This window comes from Paenibacillus sp. Lou8.1 (assembly GCF_024213565.1).
GTDB classification, from domain to species: domain Bacteria; phylum Bacillota; class Bacilli; order Paenibacillales; family Paenibacillaceae; genus Paenibacillus; species Paenibacillus polymyxa_B.
Genome location: NZ_JANAVN010000002.1, coordinates 41,240 through 56,618, shown reverse-complemented (window position 1 = coordinate 56,618; position 15,379 = coordinate 41,240). Strand labels below are relative to the sequence as shown.

General features: G+C 43.5%; 17 protein-coding genes and 1 pseudogene. 13 read left to right on the top strand and 5 right to left on the bottom strand.

The features are described 5' to 3' along the window. The first annotated feature begins 229 nt into the window (after positions 1 to 229). Positions 230 to 2,842: a phosphoenolpyruvate synthase gene (gene ppsA, locus NLX78_RS03040; protein WP_254349572.1), complete on the top strand. Its 2,613-nt coding sequence runs from the start codon at positions 230 to 232 to the stop codon at positions 2,840 to 2,842. Positions 2,843 to 3,165: 323 nt separating this feature from the next. Here ppsA and NLX78_RS03035 read toward each other — a convergent pair whose 3' ends face one another. Continuing rightward, positions 3,166 to 5,331 carry an amidase gene (locus NLX78_RS03035; RefSeq protein ID WP_254349571.1) on the bottom strand — a complete coding sequence of 722 codons (2,166 nt, stop codon included), beginning with the start codon at positions 5,329 to 5,331 and terminating at the stop codon, positions 3,166 to 3,168. 293 nt (positions 5,332 to 5,624) lie between these two features. Between NLX78_RS03035 and NLX78_RS03030 the strand changes: the two genes are divergently transcribed. The 3 genes and pseudogenes from NLX78_RS03030 (at position 5,625) to NLX78_RS26845 (ending at position 6,139) form a co-directional block, all read left to right on the top strand. Continuing rightward, a complete protein-coding gene (locus tag NLX78_RS03030; RefSeq protein ID WP_155765218.1) occupies positions 5,625 to 5,762 on the top strand; it encodes a hypothetical protein in 138 nt (45 codons plus the stop codon). A gap of 68 nt (positions 5,763 to 5,830) precedes the next feature. Beyond that, positions 5,831 to 5,881: pseudogene (locus NLX78_RS26850) on the top strand (DUF4188 domain-containing protein); the annotation flags it as partial. Between the two features lie 27 nt (positions 5,882 to 5,908). Then, complete coding sequence (locus tag NLX78_RS26845) at positions 5,909 to 6,139, top strand: hypothetical protein (RefSeq protein ID WP_254349764.1); 231 nt, start codon at positions 5,909 to 5,911, stop codon at positions 6,137 to 6,139. 247 nt (positions 6,140 to 6,386) lie between these two features. Here NLX78_RS26845 and NLX78_RS03015 read toward each other — a convergent pair whose 3' ends face one another. From NLX78_RS03015 to NLX78_RS03005, 3 genes are all read right to left on the bottom strand, one after another. Then, positions 6,387 to 6,557 (bottom strand): hypothetical protein, encoded by a 171-nt coding sequence (locus NLX78_RS03015; protein ID WP_196765419.1) that lies wholly within the window; start codon positions 6,555 to 6,557, stop codon positions 6,387 to 6,389. A 99-nt stretch (positions 6,558 to 6,656) separates the two neighbouring features. Then, positions 6,657 to 7,655 carry a methyltransferase domain-containing protein gene (locus tag NLX78_RS03010; protein WP_254349570.1) on the bottom strand — a complete coding sequence of 333 codons (999 nt, stop codon included), beginning with the start codon at positions 7,653 to 7,655 and terminating at the stop codon, positions 6,657 to 6,659. Positions 7,656 to 7,697: 42 nt separating this feature from the next. Further along, complete coding sequence (locus NLX78_RS03005; RefSeq protein WP_250261288.1) at positions 7,698 to 7,835, bottom strand: hypothetical protein; 138 nt, start codon at positions 7,833 to 7,835, stop codon at positions 7,698 to 7,700. A gap of 308 nt (positions 7,836 to 8,143) precedes the next feature. On the opposite strand from NLX78_RS03005, the gene NLX78_RS03000 reads away from it, so the two are divergent. The 8 genes from NLX78_RS03000 (at position 8,144) to NLX78_RS02965 (ending at position 14,196) form a co-directional block, all read left to right on the top strand. After that, on the top strand, positions 8,144 to 8,311 hold the full coding sequence (locus tag NLX78_RS03000) for a hypothetical protein (RefSeq protein ID WP_254349569.1): 168 nt from the start codon (positions 8,144 to 8,146) through the stop codon (positions 8,309 to 8,311). Further along, complete coding sequence (locus tag NLX78_RS02995) at positions 8,244 to 8,684, top strand: IS110 family transposase (RefSeq protein ID WP_367987700.1); 441 nt, start codon at positions 8,244 to 8,246, stop codon at positions 8,682 to 8,684. Before NLX78_RS03000 ends, NLX78_RS02995 begins: the two co-directional genes overlap by 68 nt. Beyond that, positions 8,623 to 8,787: an IS110 family transposase gene (locus NLX78_RS02990; RefSeq protein ID WP_254349567.1), complete on the top strand. Its 165-nt coding sequence runs from the start codon at positions 8,623 to 8,625 to the stop codon at positions 8,785 to 8,787. The genes NLX78_RS02995 and NLX78_RS02990 overlap by 62 nt, the downstream gene beginning before the upstream one ends. 135 nt (positions 8,788 to 8,922) lie before the next feature. Next, positions 8,923 to 10,196 (top strand): IS3 family transposase gene (locus tag NLX78_RS02985; protein WP_254349566.1). Its coding sequence is split into 2 segments (ribosomal slippage): positions 8,923 to 9,166 and positions 9,166 to 10,196, totalling 1,275 coding nucleotides; the frame shifts between segments, so codons are not numbered across the junction. A gap of 1,090 nt (positions 10,197 to 11,286) precedes the next feature. Beyond that, on the top strand, positions 11,287 to 12,408 hold the full coding sequence (locus NLX78_RS02980; protein ID WP_254349565.1) for a glycoside hydrolase family 32 protein: 1,122 nt from the start codon (positions 11,287 to 11,289) through the stop codon (positions 12,406 to 12,408). Positions 12,409 to 12,445: 37 nt separating this feature from the next. Beyond that, the gene (locus NLX78_RS02975; RefSeq protein ID WP_367987601.1) at positions 12,446 to 12,661 is read left to right on the top strand and encodes a glycoside hydrolase family 32 C-terminal domain-containing protein; all 216 of its coding nucleotides are present in this window, start codon (positions 12,446 to 12,448) and stop codon (positions 12,659 to 12,661) included. A gap of 243 nt (positions 12,662 to 12,904) precedes the next feature. Continuing rightward, complete coding sequence (locus NLX78_RS02970; RefSeq protein ID WP_254349563.1) at positions 12,905 to 13,927, top strand: hypothetical protein; 1,023 nt, start codon at positions 12,905 to 12,907, stop codon at positions 13,925 to 13,927. 2 nt (positions 13,928 to 13,929) lie between these two features. Beyond that, complete coding sequence (locus NLX78_RS02965; RefSeq protein ID WP_238807812.1) at positions 13,930 to 14,196, top strand: acyl carrier protein; 267 nt, start codon at positions 13,930 to 13,932, stop codon at positions 14,194 to 14,196. Here NLX78_RS02965 and NLX78_RS02960 read toward each other — a convergent pair. After that, entirely contained in the window at positions 14,171 to 15,016 is an 846-nt protein-coding gene (locus NLX78_RS02960; RefSeq protein ID WP_061828347.1) for a PIG-L deacetylase family protein, read from the bottom strand. The two genes, NLX78_RS02965 and NLX78_RS02960, sit on opposite strands and share 26 nt — an antisense overlap. A 114-nt stretch (positions 15,017 to 15,130) precedes the next feature. Here NLX78_RS02960 and NLX78_RS02955 point away from each other — a divergent pair, with 114 nt between their 5' ends. Then, positions 15,131 to 15,379, top strand: coding sequence for an acyl carrier protein (locus NLX78_RS02955; RefSeq protein WP_061828348.1), 249 nt, complete (start codon positions 15,131 to 15,133; stop codon positions 15,377 to 15,379).

Sequence of the window (15,379 nt, the reverse complement as noted above, 5' to 3'; positions counted from 1 at the left end):
GAGCCACGGTTTTTGATTTGACTAATGATAGTGGAAAATCAAAAAAGAACCTGGATAGTTTTATCAGGTTCTTTTATATTGCATATAAAACAGACACGATGATATAATCAGATTGCGACTTCTTAATTTAAGTAGGCATAAATATAACATCTTACACTTTAACTTTACCATGCCGCTAAACTCTTGTCAAATGTTTTTTTCTCAATTTAATAGTTAGGAGAGATATTGAATGAGTTCTTTGGTTCTCGGTTTTCAGGAAATGGAAAAAACGCAGTTTTTGCTCGTTGGCGGAAAAGGGTTGAATTTAGGGGAATTATCAAAAATTGAAGGAATACATGTACCAGAAGGATTTTGTGTTACAACAGTGGGGTATCAAAAAGCCATCGAACAAAAAGAAACGTATTATGCATTGTTGGATCGACTAACAAGGCTAAAAGCAGAAGATCGTGCTCAAATTGGTGAAATCAGCAGGCAGATTCGACAAATCATTATGGAAGTAGAAGTTCCTGCCGATGTTGTGGAAGCAGTTACTCACTATCTCTCCCGGTTTGGAGAAGAACATGCTTACGCAGTGCGTTCCAGTGCGACTGCTGAAGATTTGCCACATGCCTCTTTTGCTGGTCAACAAGACACCTATTTAAATATCATCGGCAAAGAAGCAATCTTGCAGCATATCAGCAAATGTTGGGCTTCCCTATTTACGGATCGCGCGGTTATCTATCGTATGCAAAATGGATTTGACCACAGTCAAGTTTATTTATCCGTTATTGTTCAAAGGATGGTTTTCCCGCAGGCTTCAGGAATTTTATTTACCGCTGATCCGATTACATCCAACCGGAAGCTGCTATCAATCGATGCTAGTTTTGGACTTGGAGAAGCATTGGTCTCTGGCTTGGTCTCTGCCGATTGTTATAAAGTACAGGAAGAGGCAATCGTCGATAAGAGGATAGCAACCAAAAAATTGGCCATTTATGGACGAAAAGAAGGCGGAACAGAGACAAAGCAGATCGAGCCTGATCAGCAAAAGACTCAAACCCTTACTGAACAACAAATTTTGCAACTGGCACGTATCGGAAGACATATCGAGGCTCATTTGGGTTGCCCACAAGATATCGAATGGTGTTTGGCCCATGATACTTTTTATATAGTCCAGAGTCGTCCAATCACGACTTTATACCCGATCCCTGAAGCGAATGATCAAGAAAATCACGTTTATGTATCTGTCGGTCATCAACAAATGATGACTGACCCGATAAAACCATTGGGATTGTCTTTTTACCTGTTAATAACTCCTGCACCCATGCGTATAGCCGGTGGAAGGTTGTTTGTTGATGTTACACAAATGCTGGCTTCACCTGTCAGCAGAGAAACTTTCATAAATACCCTGGGACAATCTGATCCGCTCATAAAAGACGCATTTATGACCCTAATAGAGCGAGATTTTATAAAATCGTTACCAGATGATAGAACAGAACGGAGTCCCGGTAATAGCAGTAAAGGTAGGTCGTCTGCAGGTTTTCAAGCACAAATCGAAAACGATCCGGCAATCGTTTCTGATTTGATTAAGAACAGTCAAACATCGATAGAAAAATTAAAACAAAACATCCAAACGAAATCAGGAGCAGATTTATTTGATTTTATTCTGGAAGATCTCCAAGAATTAAAGAAGATCTTATTTGACCCACAAAGTTCAAAGGTTTTTATGACTGCTATGAATGCTTCGTCATGGATCAATGAAAAAATGTACGAGTGGTTAGGTGAAAAAAACGCAGCAGATACGCTTTCTCAATCTGTACCAAACAACATTACTTCGGAAATGGGTCTGGCGCTATTGGATGTCGCAGATGCGATTCGTCCTTATCCGGAGGTAATTGATTATTTACAACATGTAAAAGATGATAATTTTTTGGATGAACTGGTTAAGTTGGATGGTGGACAGGAAACTCAAGACGCTATCTATGCTTATCTCAACAAATACGGAATGCGATGTGCCGGTGAAATCGATATTTCGAGAACTCGTTGGAGTGAAAAACCAATTATACTTGTCCCCATGATTCTCAGTAATATCAAAAACTTTGAGCCTAATGCTGGCAATTGGAAATTTGAGCAGGGGCGACAGGAGGCTTTGAAAAAAGAACAAGAGTTATTAGATCGATTGAAGCAATTACCGGATGGTGAACAAAAAGCCAAAGAAACAAAACGAATGATCGACCTGATCCGGAATTTCATCGGTTATCGTGAATATCCCAAATACGGCATGGTTAATCGCTACTTCGTTTATAAGCAGGCTTTACTAAAAGAAGCCGAACAACTCGTACAAGCTGGTGTTATTCACGAGAAAGAAGATATATACGATCTCACTTTTGAAGAACTTCACGAAGTCGTACGCACAAATAAACTGGATTATCAGATCATCCGTAAACGAAAAGACGACTATAAATTATATGAAAAACTAACTCCCCCGCGTGTAATCACGTCTGATGGTGAAATCATTGCGGGTGAGTACAATCGAGAAAATCTCCCAGCCGAAGCGCTTGTAGGTCTGCCTGTTTCTACCGGAGTTATAGAGGGACGAGCACGTGTCATCTTAAACATGGAAGATGCTGATCTGGAAGATGGAGATATATTAGTCACCGCCTTTACTGACCCCAGCTGGACACCATTGTTTGTATCCATAAAAGGCCTAGTCACCGAAGTTGGTGGACTGATGACTCATGGAGCCGTTATCGCACGTGAATATGGCTTACCCGCAGTTGTCGGAGTGGAGAATGCTACCAAACTGATAAAAGATGGGCAACGAATTCGTGTGCATGGAACAGAAGGGTATATCGAAATATTGTAATGGCTGAATGCGCTAAGTAATAGCCTCTGTCATAATGGACAGTATTAAATGCATCCTGTCATGGATAAAAGGGCGGTTACCCTGTTCGTCCTTTTATCCATGACACAAAATGATTTATACATAGCTGACCCGATAATCTAAATCTCTTTTCCTTTACGGCAATAGGTACAAGTCCTTTTCCTCGACAGTATCAGGTGTTAAATACCCAAGTGTGCCCTCAGAGTCGAACCCGCATATTCGCTTCAGAACAAGCCTTTTTCAACCAACTAATGATAATCTTACGGTCAGGGAACCCACAATTATAGTCAGTTCTATGATGTCCTTTATCGTTGGGGTAAAGTGACAGACTTGACTTGAGCAGAGGTATTTCCGTAAATATCCTTGGCCAGCACGAGAATATGCAGCGTATCAGCTTGGGAGGCACCATCCTGTTTGTATTTAGTAGTTGGAAGCGTTGCTGACCAATTGGCTTTATCTTCTGTAATAACGACACGAATGCCATTGACATAAACTTTAAGCTGCGCGATATCACTTTGATCTGTGACTGAACCTTCCAAAGCGAGAACATCATCCGTGATCGAAGCATTCAACTTAAGTACAGGGGTTCCTGTTTCCTTGCGTTTAAAGGGTGGGAGAGTGGTTTGCGGGTTATAGGAAAAGGTTTCATCCTCAAGCGCTGGCGTACGTGCTGCAATAGGACGGTTTTTGGTCGCCTGCTCATAGGAATAAGCGTAACGAAGCAGGTCATTATCGCTGTATGCGGCACCTGCCATCGTCAGATTAACGGGCATACCGGTATCCTTCATAGCGCCCATACTCACAGACACACTTGGGATCCCGTACTCGCGTAGAATGAAATTCGTATTGGAGAAATAGTTGCCATTCTCCCAAGCCTCCTCGTAGGACGTTTCATTCACATCGGAGTCAGCTTTGCCGATATTCGAATTTGCCGGGAATGCAATAAAATCAAGGTTGTTTTGCTTCATCCAATCTTCAAAATCAATCTTTCGTACATTTTCAAGCCCCCTCAGACCTTCCTGAAACTGAGGAATTTGTTCGTATGGGGTGACGCCTTTCTTTATGGTTTCAATGAATACGTCATAGTGGCCAAGGTCTCTGCCACGTTTGGCATCTACCGAACCGGGCGGATTCGGGAAGACGGTTGCAGGGTCGATATTTGCCCATGACGGGAAATTTGGATCGCCCACACTTTTAAGGAATTCCTCAGCTGCATAAGGATTAAGCAACCCGAATTCCTTTTCAGCCCACTTTGCCGGCATCAAACCACGATCTTCAGGTGTTTTCGCTGTTGGCCGGTCCTTCTCGCTATTCGCCTGCAAGGGGAAGTCAACTTCCACAACCTCAGCTCCAAGAGCAGTTAAATCCTTAACAGCTTTTTCCCATAATGCCTGTATCGAAGGTCTGAATTTGATCGGAGTTGTGGTTTCATGGTCCTTACCAATATAAATTTTCGGAACGCCAATGCGTTTGCCTTTCAAAGCTTGAATGTCTCGCAGCTCTAAATAGGATTTGGGACGGACACTATTGACAGAAGGGAGCCGAACGGCTTTCTGCTCTCGCCAGAAATCGCCCTTGGTGATCTTATCTTCTACAACGATCACGTCAAGCAAGCGGAGCATGTCCTCGACAGTCCTCGTATGTGGGACAACGACATCACGTATAGGGAAGAGCGGCCAATTCCCCCGAATGGAGATTAGGCCCCGCGATGGGGTGTAGGCAATTAAACCATTGTTAGATGCCGGTGATCTTCCAGAGGATACCGTTTCTTCCCCCATACCGAAGGCAGCGAGGTTGGCGGCTGTTGATACGCCAGATCCGTTAGAGGAGCCAGAGTACCAGGCTGCAGCCAAATAATCTGGGTTGTACGGACTTTCAGCACGGCCATAAACGCCTCTTTGCATTCCCCCTGCTGCCATTGGCGGCATATTGGTTTTACCAATGAGCACCCCACCGGATTTGCGTATCTTTTCTACTGTAAAGGCATCGTCCTTTGCCATCAGGTTTTTGAAAGCCGGAGATCCAGAAGCGACAGTGAGTCCCTTAACCTTGTAGCTGTCTTTAACCGTGTAGGGGATGCCTTGCAGAGGACCAGTCTTAATACCTTGTGCCCTTAGTTGATCAGCTTGAGCAGCTTCTTTTAGTACGTCGGGGTTCAGAATAGGGATGGAATTCAGTCGAATGCCACTAGAATCATAGGCATATACCCGGTTAAGGTACAGAGCAGTGAGCTCGACACTTGACAGTGCCCCTGACTTCATCGCTTCCTGCATTTGAGCAATCGTAGCCTCTTGCAATTGAAATGTAACTAGGGAAGAGGCGGGTTCACTAGTTTTACTAGAGGATGAGGGTGAAGGAGTGGCGGATGCAAGCGGGCATCCCGTGAAAGTTAAAATGATACCAACTGTGATCCATTTGCAATAGTTACCGATTACATTCCTTGTATTCGCTTTTAGCGTTCGTGCGCACATAGCATTTTCACTCCTTAAATTAGGTAGGATCAGGAATTTAAAAAGAGGGGGATGAGAAAGGCTCTTTTACAGTATAAATGTTTCTAATTATATTACTTATTTTCATATAAAATGTCAATTTTTGTAATGCGAAACACAAGGAAATTCGCTACTTTTAATGTGAAATCTAGTAATTCATGATTCAGATTGTTGCATCATCGCTGAAGACAAAAATCAATCTCCTCCGAAAAAGAATTTTATATTTCGTTTAATCCCAGAGGAAGAGATGTTGAAAATTACAGACATTGGATTTCATGTGGACCAACGTACAGGCTTTCGATCCTGCGGGTCACCTCAACAAAGAAGGCCTGACGAAGAACGAAGTCTATCACATTGCCAGCAACATCAAGTTTATTGAACAGAGAACCATGTTGGGTGAAAAGGAGAAGTGAAGTGAGGAATTCAGAAGGAAAGATATAAGGCCGAGATCGATGGGGAGTCTATCGTATTTATTATTGGCATGCGAGTAAATCGTCTGTGGGCGATAAATAAGTGGTTACCTGTTTCCAAAGCAATGGGGCCGATTAGAGAACTATACATGAACAAAAATCTGGGGTTTCTCGGGATTGGCTGGCGAGGTGAACCAGTACAACAGCAGCACGTTGATGTCCGCCCACCATCATCTGAAGTAGGAGCAGTTCATGCATATGTTATCAAGGACAAAAAGGAAGTCTATCAAGCGCTGAAGAGGTTTTGGCCAAAAGCACACCGTGCAATAAAAGACATGCGCCCTATCTGCGGAGAAGTAAGCCCCGTAAATATTTTCTAGACAAAACAGCGGTTCTCCGATATTGGAGAACCGCTGTTTAAAAATTGTAGCCGGCTGCGGATCGACCGTCGGATTATACAAAAATGAGGGCTATGATATTAATACAATGCTAAGTATCAACATAAATAAAGGAATTCCACTGTCGGATAACGCTACCGAATTTGCCATGTCAGCTACCGTTGGGATTAGCGACAATTGTAATTTCATTTTGCAAGATAGCTCTTCTTAAGGCAGTTTCTTATCCGGTCTATAAATAAAACAGGGCGAACGAGTCTGGAACTGTAATCTTGAAAATAAATCGAGTCTTCCTTGTGTTGTCGCTTGCCAGCTCTTTAACCGCCTCCTTCTGCACCTTATGCTCCATCGTTTCTAACGCGTCACTTTCCACAAGCAGACATGGAATCGAGCCAGCGGTCATGAGGTAGCTTTCGCCGCATGACGTACAGTCGAATGAGAACTCCCTCTTCACAAGCGTTTGCTTGCACTGCGGACACGCCCAGTTAACGTCTGTTAATGGTCAAGCATTACTCACCGCTGCTCCTCCTTCAACCATGGCTAGGCTCTCCTTCGGTGCCGGAGGCATCTTCACCAAATGGACAATTTTGAATACTCTTCTACCTGCGACCATATCGGTATGATTTTGCGTGCCGGGTGCCTCCAGCCATTCCCATACTCGATCTTCCCCTTCTAAGGAGCCTTCAAGCGCATGCAGGCGGGTATCCAGAGCATCGTCTCCCGATTGTAATACATTGCCTGTAATATCCCGGATCAACGAGGTGTGAAAGCCTAGTCTTTGCCACTGCTCTTCATAGCGCGGCACGTCGGAAGCGCTCATAATATCCGCATACAAAAATGTCCCACCTGGCTTTAATACACGGTAGGTCTCCGTAAAGAACAGCTCAATATGAGGGTACAAATGCGAGGACTCGATGTTCAGCACAATGTCGCAGCTTTCCGTTTTAACAGGCAGCTGCTCCGCGTCGCCAATACAATAGTAAGCCTGCTCATATCGGTTATTCCTTTGGCAAAATTGAATATTGGACGGTGTCAGATCAATGCCGACCACGCTGCCGGTCCCATAGTTTTTGCATAGCTCGCTCACGTTGCCTCCCCGTCCACAACCGATTTCCAGGATATCCTTGCCTGAAACATCCAGGCCGCCAATAATTTCGCGAAGCAGCTGGATACTGCTGTGGTTAATACCTTGAGGGCCGCCCGGTAGTTCGTTATCGGATGCATAACCCCAGTTAATAAAGGTGGAAAATCTGGACAGTCTTTTCTCCTCAAGCGACCGGTTAATAGAGTCAAACATGCCGATGATCGCTTCCTTTTGCGCCGCGCCTTCGGCAAGCTTCTCCGCTACAGGACGGTCAATTAACATACTTGCGAGGCCCTCTTCCCAGGCGTATTCGAGGCCGCAGGTCTCGCAGATCAAACAGTTGTCCGCCTCATAAAGATCACTCTTGCATTCAGTGCATACCAGGGTAATACCGGACAAAGGCCAAGTCGTTTTCATATCTACATCTCCTCATCGTTTTAGCCGCTTGCGCTGCTATAATTATTTATCGCCTTTCTCCAAATCAAACGGACATTTACCAGAAGAAGGATCGGGACGAGCACCGCCCCATAGCATAAGCCCTTCATCCAGCCTATTCATAAAGAAAAGTGGACCAAAATTCGTAATAATTTTCTGCATTCATAATCTTTACTCCCCATTTGTTGCTTTTTCTGATGCGCGATATTTTATCCTTACTTACCTGGCGCTAGGATGAACACTTTACCACGATCAATCCCCCCTTTAAAATTTAGAATTAATTTCAAGAATATGAATTAAATATACAACTTTTATGCATATGTTTCCAGTTATTTTACAATAGTGATGAATAATCTCTGCCAACGTGTCGAGGGACAAGAACATTGCACCGTTTAAAGTCACTATTATATCGGCTTTTCGTATTATTAGGACAGCCAGAAAGAAATTTTCTGGTTTGCCTATTTTAATGGGTGTTTTACGATGGTGGTATCCCGGAGAACGAGGGCGGCTTAGGGACAAAGAACCTGTACAAAATCCATCCAACGACCATGTTTGAGCTGGTTGAGGGCTATGACCTCGTATCACAAGCTAAGCTATGGGTTTGGAAACCAGGTGGGAATGCCGGTAAATCGAATTAGGGAGGTTTTTATGCAACCCGTTGTTGGAATTGATGTGGCGAAAGGATGTAGTGTTATTCAGGCCTTCAAAAAGCGTAACGAACCATATGGAAGGATGGAGACCCTCCAGCATGGTGAAGAAGGTTTCGAGCGGCTAGGGGAAGTGCCTAGCAAACTGAAAGAGGCAAGTGGTGTGGAGCCTGTCGTTGTCTTCGAGGCAACCGAACATTACCATCGAGGTTTGGCAGGATATCTGAAACGTAGCGGATGGATTCACTACATCATCAATCCTTTGCAAGCGAAACGATCCAAAGGCACACAACTTCGAAAAAATGAAAACCGATGCAGCAGATGCTTGGCATATTGCCGAGATGTATTACCGTGGGGATGTTAAAGCGCATCGCGAGTGGGAAGAGTCCTACAGTGAGCTTCAGCACTTGACCAGGCAGCATGAGTTTGTGACCGCTATGTACGTGCAGGCGAAGCTAAACAGCTAGAATTATTGAAAAATAAAAAAAGTCCACTTCTAAGTCATGAACTGTGACCCGTAAGATGGACACTTTGAAAAAAGTACCCTCTTACGGGTCTTTTGCGTTTTAATCAGATTATAAAAGTTTGTGGGGATGTAGATTATGAAGAAAATCGGACGGGTTTTTACGGAGAAAGAGATCAAGGTACTGGAGTCGAATCCATCCGTTCTTCGCGTATCAGAGAATATCACGTATTCCCCTGCCTTTAAGATTGCGGCTGTACAGGCCAATCAAGCGGGGCATACACCCATGGAAATCTTCGTACAGGAGACGCCAAAAAGATGTCTGGAGCGTTGGTGGAAAACATATGCTTCTTCAGGTGAAGCTGGGCTGCTGGAAGAGCGTAGGGGAAGGGAAGCTCAGAAAGACCGGTTAGTCGTGAGCTATCGGCTGAGGAAAAGCTCCGTCTTGCCGAGGCTCGTATCAAGCTTTTGGAAGCCGAGAATGAACTCTTAAAAAAAGCTAGAAGCGCTCGAAAGGCACAAAGACACAATGAATTACTAGCGTCTTCCGAGCGCTTTCAGCTCATCAATCAGGTTGTTCGTAAACATGGACTGAAACGCGTGATTTGCTATCTTTGTAAGCTTGCTGAGGTAAGTACAAGCGGGTATTATCGCTGGTGTGCGGCGGAAGAACACCGCCAGCTTCGAGAGGCTGCCGATGAACGAGACTTTTTACTTCTGAAGGCGCACTTTGATGCACTTAGAGGGATGGCTGGCGCGCTGGTCATCAAAATGAGGTTAGAACGGCTTCATGGAATCGTTATGAATCATAAGAAAATTCGCCGTTTGATGCGGAAATTCAGACTCGTTGCTGTGATTCGTCAAGCGAATCCCTACCGTAAAATGGCTAAAGCGACGCAAGAGCACCGCACCTGCCCAAACCTCCTGAAGCGTCGGTTTGACCGGGGAGAGCCTGAAATGGTATTGCTCACCGACATTACTTATATGCATTATGGAAATGGCCAACGGGCTTATTTGTCCTGTGTAAAGGATGGTGCAACAAAAGAAATTTTAGCTCACTACCTGTCCTCTTCATTTGAATTGTCTCTTGTTCAACGAACACTGAAGCGGCTGTTTAATCGTTTGGAAGTACATCCGGAGGCTATCTTTCACTCTGATCAGGGATTCCATTACACACATCCTGAAGTTCGTTCCATTATCGCTAAAGCTGGGTTTAAACAATCGATGTCACGAAAAGGAAACTGTTGGAATAATGCTTCGATGGAGACGTTCTTCGGGCATATGAAGGATGAATTAGAGTTCAAGGATTGCTTATCCCTACAAGAGCTGCGAGTTCGTGTCAACGAATACATCACCTATTACAATACCGAACGGTTCCAATGGACATTAAAAAAGATGACTCCTGATGATTGATGAATAGGGACCCTTTTCAAAAGGATCCACAAATGGGGTCACAGTTCATCACCAATAAAGATATGTTAATTCTATATATAGTAAATGTAACTTGACTAAATAATGTATGGATGGATTTGATAGATAAAAAAATCATGAGTTTTAACAATGAAAAAAATGACCTCTAAATCATTGCGGAGGGTTGGGACTGGCTATAAAAGCATTACAAAGCACAAACGCATAAAGCCAAAAGGCACCTGAAACCGTAATTTGGTTTTTGGTGCCTTTTGTATTAAGACTGTAGTGAGCCACCTCTTCGACGATATCACCTTACCGTAGACGCGATGAACTCCAAAATCAGCGAAGTGTCCACCATGATGGATCATATTGTTTAGTAGACCTCGCACGTGGTGGTAAGCGATCTAGAGATACAACCTGTGTTCTCCAGGAGAATGTCAAAGAGATAATAAAGCTTTAGAAAGCTAAAAGGAACTGCTTTTCCTATTTATTCATTTCAAAAACGAAAAATTATTCAGAGAATTAGTCAAAAAATCCAAATGTCTAAATTTTATTTGATAAATTGGATAGTTTATTGAAAATCATAACATCATTTGGGTATTCAATGGTTTACATTTTATTTACTGAATAATTAAATGCGATAAGGAGAACTCAAATAAAAACGGCCGTTTTCAGATGAAACACTACCAAAATGTGCATATGTAAACTAAAAAGTTTATTTTAATTTAAAAAATAATGCGAATGTAAGAAAAAGTTTGACATTTGTACACATGTGGTTTATTTTGTTAAATATGGGCATGTTGTTTTGAGTGCTCTTGTAGTTTTTCTTGGTTGCTTCTATAGAAAGGTGGACGTAATATGTCCCGAACGAGTTGAATCAATTCTAATATGGATCTTATTTAAACCCAAAGGAGCGTGAGCAACATTAACAAAATGCACTTATCAGATGATATTAGTAGTAGAAAAGGATCAGGAAATCTGTATTACAGGGAGACATATAGGCCCAATTTCATTATTCACCTGGGGAGAATTGGATGAATGACATCTGTTCTACCAACATACCCCACATGATACACAGCCTGACTTCGGCAGCATGCATTGGGGGCATGCGGTAAGTGAGGATTTGGTGCATTGGGAGGAACTTCCACCAGCCATCCCGCCGGGGGAAGACGGAGCGATCTTTTCGGGAAGTGCAGTGGTTGATAAGAACAACACAAGCGGTTTCTTCAGCGAAGAAGGATCAGGATTAGTTGCAATTTATACGAATGAGGGCAACGTGGCTAAGCCCGGCAAACCACAGGTGCAGAGCATCGCTTACAGCAGGGATAAAGGTCGAACTTGGATAAAATATGAAGGTAACCCTGTTTTGTTCCCAACGAAAACGCTAGACTTTCGTGATCCGAAGGTGTTTTGGTATGAAGAATCGTCAATGTGGGTTATGGTTCTTGCCGTAAGAGACCGCGTCGACTTTTACACGTCTTCGAATCTGAAGGAATGGTCTTTTGCAAGCGATTTCGGTTCCGATATTCTGGGTATCCATCGAGGGATATTTGAATGTCCTGAGGTATTTAAAATCCAAGTGGATGAGGATCCAAATATCACTAAGTGGGTTCTGTTGCTAAGTGTCGGGGATAGAAATGGTGTGAATCCAAACGATTCAGAACCACCAGCAGGCGGTTCTGGCATGATGTATTTTATAGGCAACTTTGACGGTAAGGTATTTACAAGGGATGAAACGTTGGAATCATTCGATACGATCAAATGGATAGATTACGGGTCTGACTTTTACGCGGCCGTGACATGGGATGGTATTCCGAAAGAAGACGGACGAAAGATCTGGGTCGGCTGGATGAACAACTGGCGTTATGCCTCTACCCTTCCTTCAAAGGAATGGCGTGGCCACATGTCAATCCCCCGAGAGATTCAGCTTAAGACATATCCGGAAGGAATTCGCTTAATCCAAGTACCTATAAGAGAGTTAAGTCAACTCAGAAGACCGATTATGTCTCTGCAAGACTTAACGATTAAGCCAGGTAGCAACGTCTTATCTGATATTTCTACTGCAAAGGCCGAAATTATTGCGGAATTTGAAATCGGTACTGCCGTGGAATTCGGGTTCAAGGTGCGTTCCTCTTCTACTCAGGAGACAACCACCGGATATGATGTCTTGAATGAGGAGCTGTTTGTCGATAGGACGAAGCTCAAACGCAATTGATTTCCATCCTGATTTTGCTGCAAAGCACCAAGCCCCCATGAAGCCAGAGCATGAACGGATAACCTTGAGCATTTACGTTGATTGGTCTAGTGTCGAGGTCTTCGGCAATAAAGGAAAAACAATCGTTTCAGACATGATTTTCCCGGACTTGGAAATTAGAGGACTAGAACTCTATGCCCTTGGCGGAGAACTAAAGGTCGTGTCGCTTCAAATCAATGACCTGGTAAGCATCTGGGAAAATGAGACGGTTTAGACTTTAGCAATGGCTTGATTCGACGAAATGGTTACAGTCCGGTTTTGGGCACCCGGATCTGAACTTGGTGCCCCAAACTAATTAACGAAGCAATCACTCCTGAAAACGAATAAGGACTACAGCGTTGCGGTGGTCCAGGAAGTTTGACTCTATCTGTGCTGTCAGTCTGTAGTTCTTAGCTAATTGACACTAAATCAAATTCTCTCCCAAGGGGGTGTCTAATTGCGATCCAAGATATTACCGATGCAGTATCCGGCAATCACCTCGTGGCAGTGGCAGGCAAATACGTTTGCCGTCCTAGCCAATTACCCGCAAGCAAAGCCGTGGATTATGACACATTTCATTCCGCTCCAGCTCACCTTAAATGAGGGAAGTTCCTACGTGGACTTCTACCGTACTCCTACCTTTGAATTTTGTCCTTGGCTGCTTCGCCAACATTTAAGTCGTCAGTTAGTCCGAAATTTCAACAAGGATATATGTACTTTTCTGATGGATTGTATAGACATGAATAATTATATTTATTTGCTTCTTGATCAAGCGCAGTTTTTGGATATTGAATCTTTCTTCTCACATGACTCATTTATTTTTGGTTATGACGAGGAGAGGGATATATTTCATATCGCCGATTTTACATTCATGGGGGGGAAATACTCATTTAACGAAATCACATTTGAGCAAATGAGACGTGCCTACGAGGGAATCGATGATGATGGAGATTGGTTGTATGCGTGGAAGGGTGGTCTCTCTCTGTTACAATTCAACGAGCGAGCAGCTTATGACTTTAATCTAAACTATGTTATTGAGCACCTTAAGGACTATTTAAATGGAGAAAATCCCGCCGACAAATACAGAGAGTTGGGTTATACAACAAATCCATGTGTTTGGGGAATTCGTGTTTATGACGAGCTGATTTTGGATATAACCCGCATACGCAGTGGACAAATTGAGGAAGATAATCGCCCGTTTCAAATGATCTATGATCACAAGATCTTGATGTTGGAACGAATTGACTTCATGAATCAAACTGGTGTTCTAGGGGAAAGTAATCAGCTCAAGGTTCGCTATCAGACGATTGCCGACGATGCTCTATTAGCGCGAAATTTGATTATCAAATATTCACTGACGAAAAACGAAGATAACCTCAAAAAAGTGGAAGTGTTAATTAGGCGTATTCAAGCCTGTGAGCGCGAGGCTATCGAACTTATGATCTACAACTTGAGCCTTGTGTCAAACATAACTCCAATGGGCGTAGAGGAGGAGGTCTAACGTTGAGAAAACAACCCTGTTTGGAACGCATCCAAAACCTTATTCATCAAAAGATTCCGGACTACGATAAACAACGTATAAACGCTAATGCGTTACTTGAAGAGATATGGATCCAAATGAATTCTATGCAGATGATTACATTCGTCGTGGAGCTCGAAACCGAATTCGGTCTAGAGCTCCCGGACGAACTGGTAGGTAACATGGCAGGCAGTCATCTAACCCTTGGCGACTTGGCTGATCTTATTAAAAGTTACCAGGAACGCTTATAGCAAGCGGTACTTGATCATGCACACTCACAACATGCAGTCTGAAGCAATATGAGTTTGGATCAGGCTGATGCTCTGGCGGACGGCACGAATGCGCATGTTGAATCACTTGTCTAAGCATCTCCCATCGGGAGTGCCATAATAGACGGATCTGGGAGCGGTATTCCAGGATGGCCGCAGTCTTCTGTTTCAAACTGCACTTGGGAAGTGAAATGTAGACTGGATGTAGATTCCGAGCTAGGTCAATTTCCCATTTTATATCTTGACCATAGTTTAAATACGGTAGATCTTCGTAGTAAATCAAACGGGCAGAGACTTCCAGATCACTAATACTTCGTACAGCCTGTTCGGCCGCAACCCGCACGATACCGTGATCCACATGTCTTCCGATTGCAAGCGGAATATAAATATGATCGTAGTCTGTAAGACAGAGTCGTGTCAAAAGCACTTTTGTTGCCTCAGAAATCACGTCCAGCTCGGTCTCGTAGTCACTACGGAACAGATCGTCCAGCTTTTCATATGAGGGGGCACCGCTGCGATCTTTACGATAGATACATTCCTGCATGTTCAGATGAATCGTGTCCACATCGAGAAGATCACATGCACTAATGTCCTCTTCTCGCCGTACCTTCATCACGTCGGAGCTTAGTCCGAACTTTTTGTGCAGAATGCGAGCAAGTAGGGATAGATCTGTGCCAGTACCAGTGAAAACAGTTGCTATGGTCACATGATAGCCAGCACGAACAAGCAAATCGATATAATCGCCGCAAGAAATAATAGCATCGTCCAGATGGGCGGAGACAAACAGACAGTGGTTATTCAAGGGTTCAAGCCCTCCCTTTAACAGTGATAAGAAATATATTACTATTATACCTTTTATTTATTTTTTTTGGAATTAAATAAAAAATCTAAAATACAACTTGAAAGGATGACGTTTATGTTTGAAACATTAAAAAATATCATTGCAACTGTGCTCGAGGATGACTCGCTTCGTGAAACTCTCACAATGGAGAGCGACCTGATTAACGACGTCGAGTTAGATTCCCTACAGATGATAACGTTTATTCTCGGAGTTGAAGATGCTTTTGGGGTGGAGATCGTTTACGAGGACCTGGACTTGGCTTGTCTGCGCTCAATCGGTGCCTTCATGGCATTCCTAAAAGGCATGAATCAAGAGGTCGGGTAG

What these genes read in the sequence shown, in the direction of transcription:
- NLX78_RS02970 (WP_254349563.1), top strand. Translation starts at nt 12,905, where the DNA reads ATGCAGTATCCGGCAATCACCTCGTGGCAGTGGCAGGCAAATACGTTT.
- NLX78_RS03010 (WP_254349570.1), bottom strand. Translation starts at nt 7,655, where the DNA reads ATGAAAACGACTTGGCCTTTGTCCGGTATTACCCTGGTATGCACTGAA.
- NLX78_RS03030 (WP_155765218.1), top strand. Translation starts at nt 5,625, where the DNA reads ATGTGGACCAACGTACAGGCTTTCGATCCTGCGGGTCACCTCAACAAA.
- NLX78_RS02975 (WP_367987601.1), top strand. Translation starts at nt 12,446, where the DNA reads ATGAAGCCAGAGCATGAACGGATAACCTTGAGCATTTACGTTGATTGG.
- NLX78_RS02955 (WP_061828348.1), top strand. Translation starts at nt 15,131, where the DNA reads ATGTTTGAAACATTAAAAAATATCATTGCAACTGTGCTCGAGGATGAC.
- NLX78_RS03015 (WP_196765419.1), bottom strand. Translation starts at nt 6,557, where the DNA reads ATGACCGCTGGCTCGATTCCATGTCTGCTTGTGGAAAGTGACGCGTTA.
- NLX78_RS03035 (WP_254349571.1), bottom strand. Translation starts at nt 5,331, where the DNA reads ATGTGCGCACGAACGCTAAAAGCGAATACAAGGAATGTAATCGGTAAC.
- NLX78_RS02990 (WP_254349567.1), top strand. Translation starts at nt 8,623, where the DNA reads ATGAAAACCGATGCAGCAGATGCTTGGCATATTGCCGAGATGTATTAC.
- NLX78_RS26845 (WP_254349764.1), top strand. Translation starts at nt 5,909, where the DNA reads ATGAACAAAAATCTGGGGTTTCTCGGGATTGGCTGGCGAGGTGAACCA.
- NLX78_RS02995 (WP_367987700.1), top strand. Translation starts at nt 8,244, where the DNA reads ATGACCTCGTATCACAAGCTAAGCTATGGGTTTGGAAACCAGGTGGGA.
- ppsA (WP_254349572.1), top strand. Translation starts at nt 230, where the DNA reads ATGAGTTCTTTGGTTCTCGGTTTTCAGGAAATGGAAAAAACGCAGTTT.
- NLX78_RS02980 (WP_254349565.1), top strand. Translation starts at nt 11,287, where the DNA reads ATGCATTGGGGGCATGCGGTAAGTGAGGATTTGGTGCATTGGGAGGAA.
- NLX78_RS03005 (WP_250261288.1), bottom strand. Translation starts at nt 7,835, where the DNA reads ATGCAGAAAATTATTACGAATTTTGGTCCACTTTTCTTTATGAATAGG.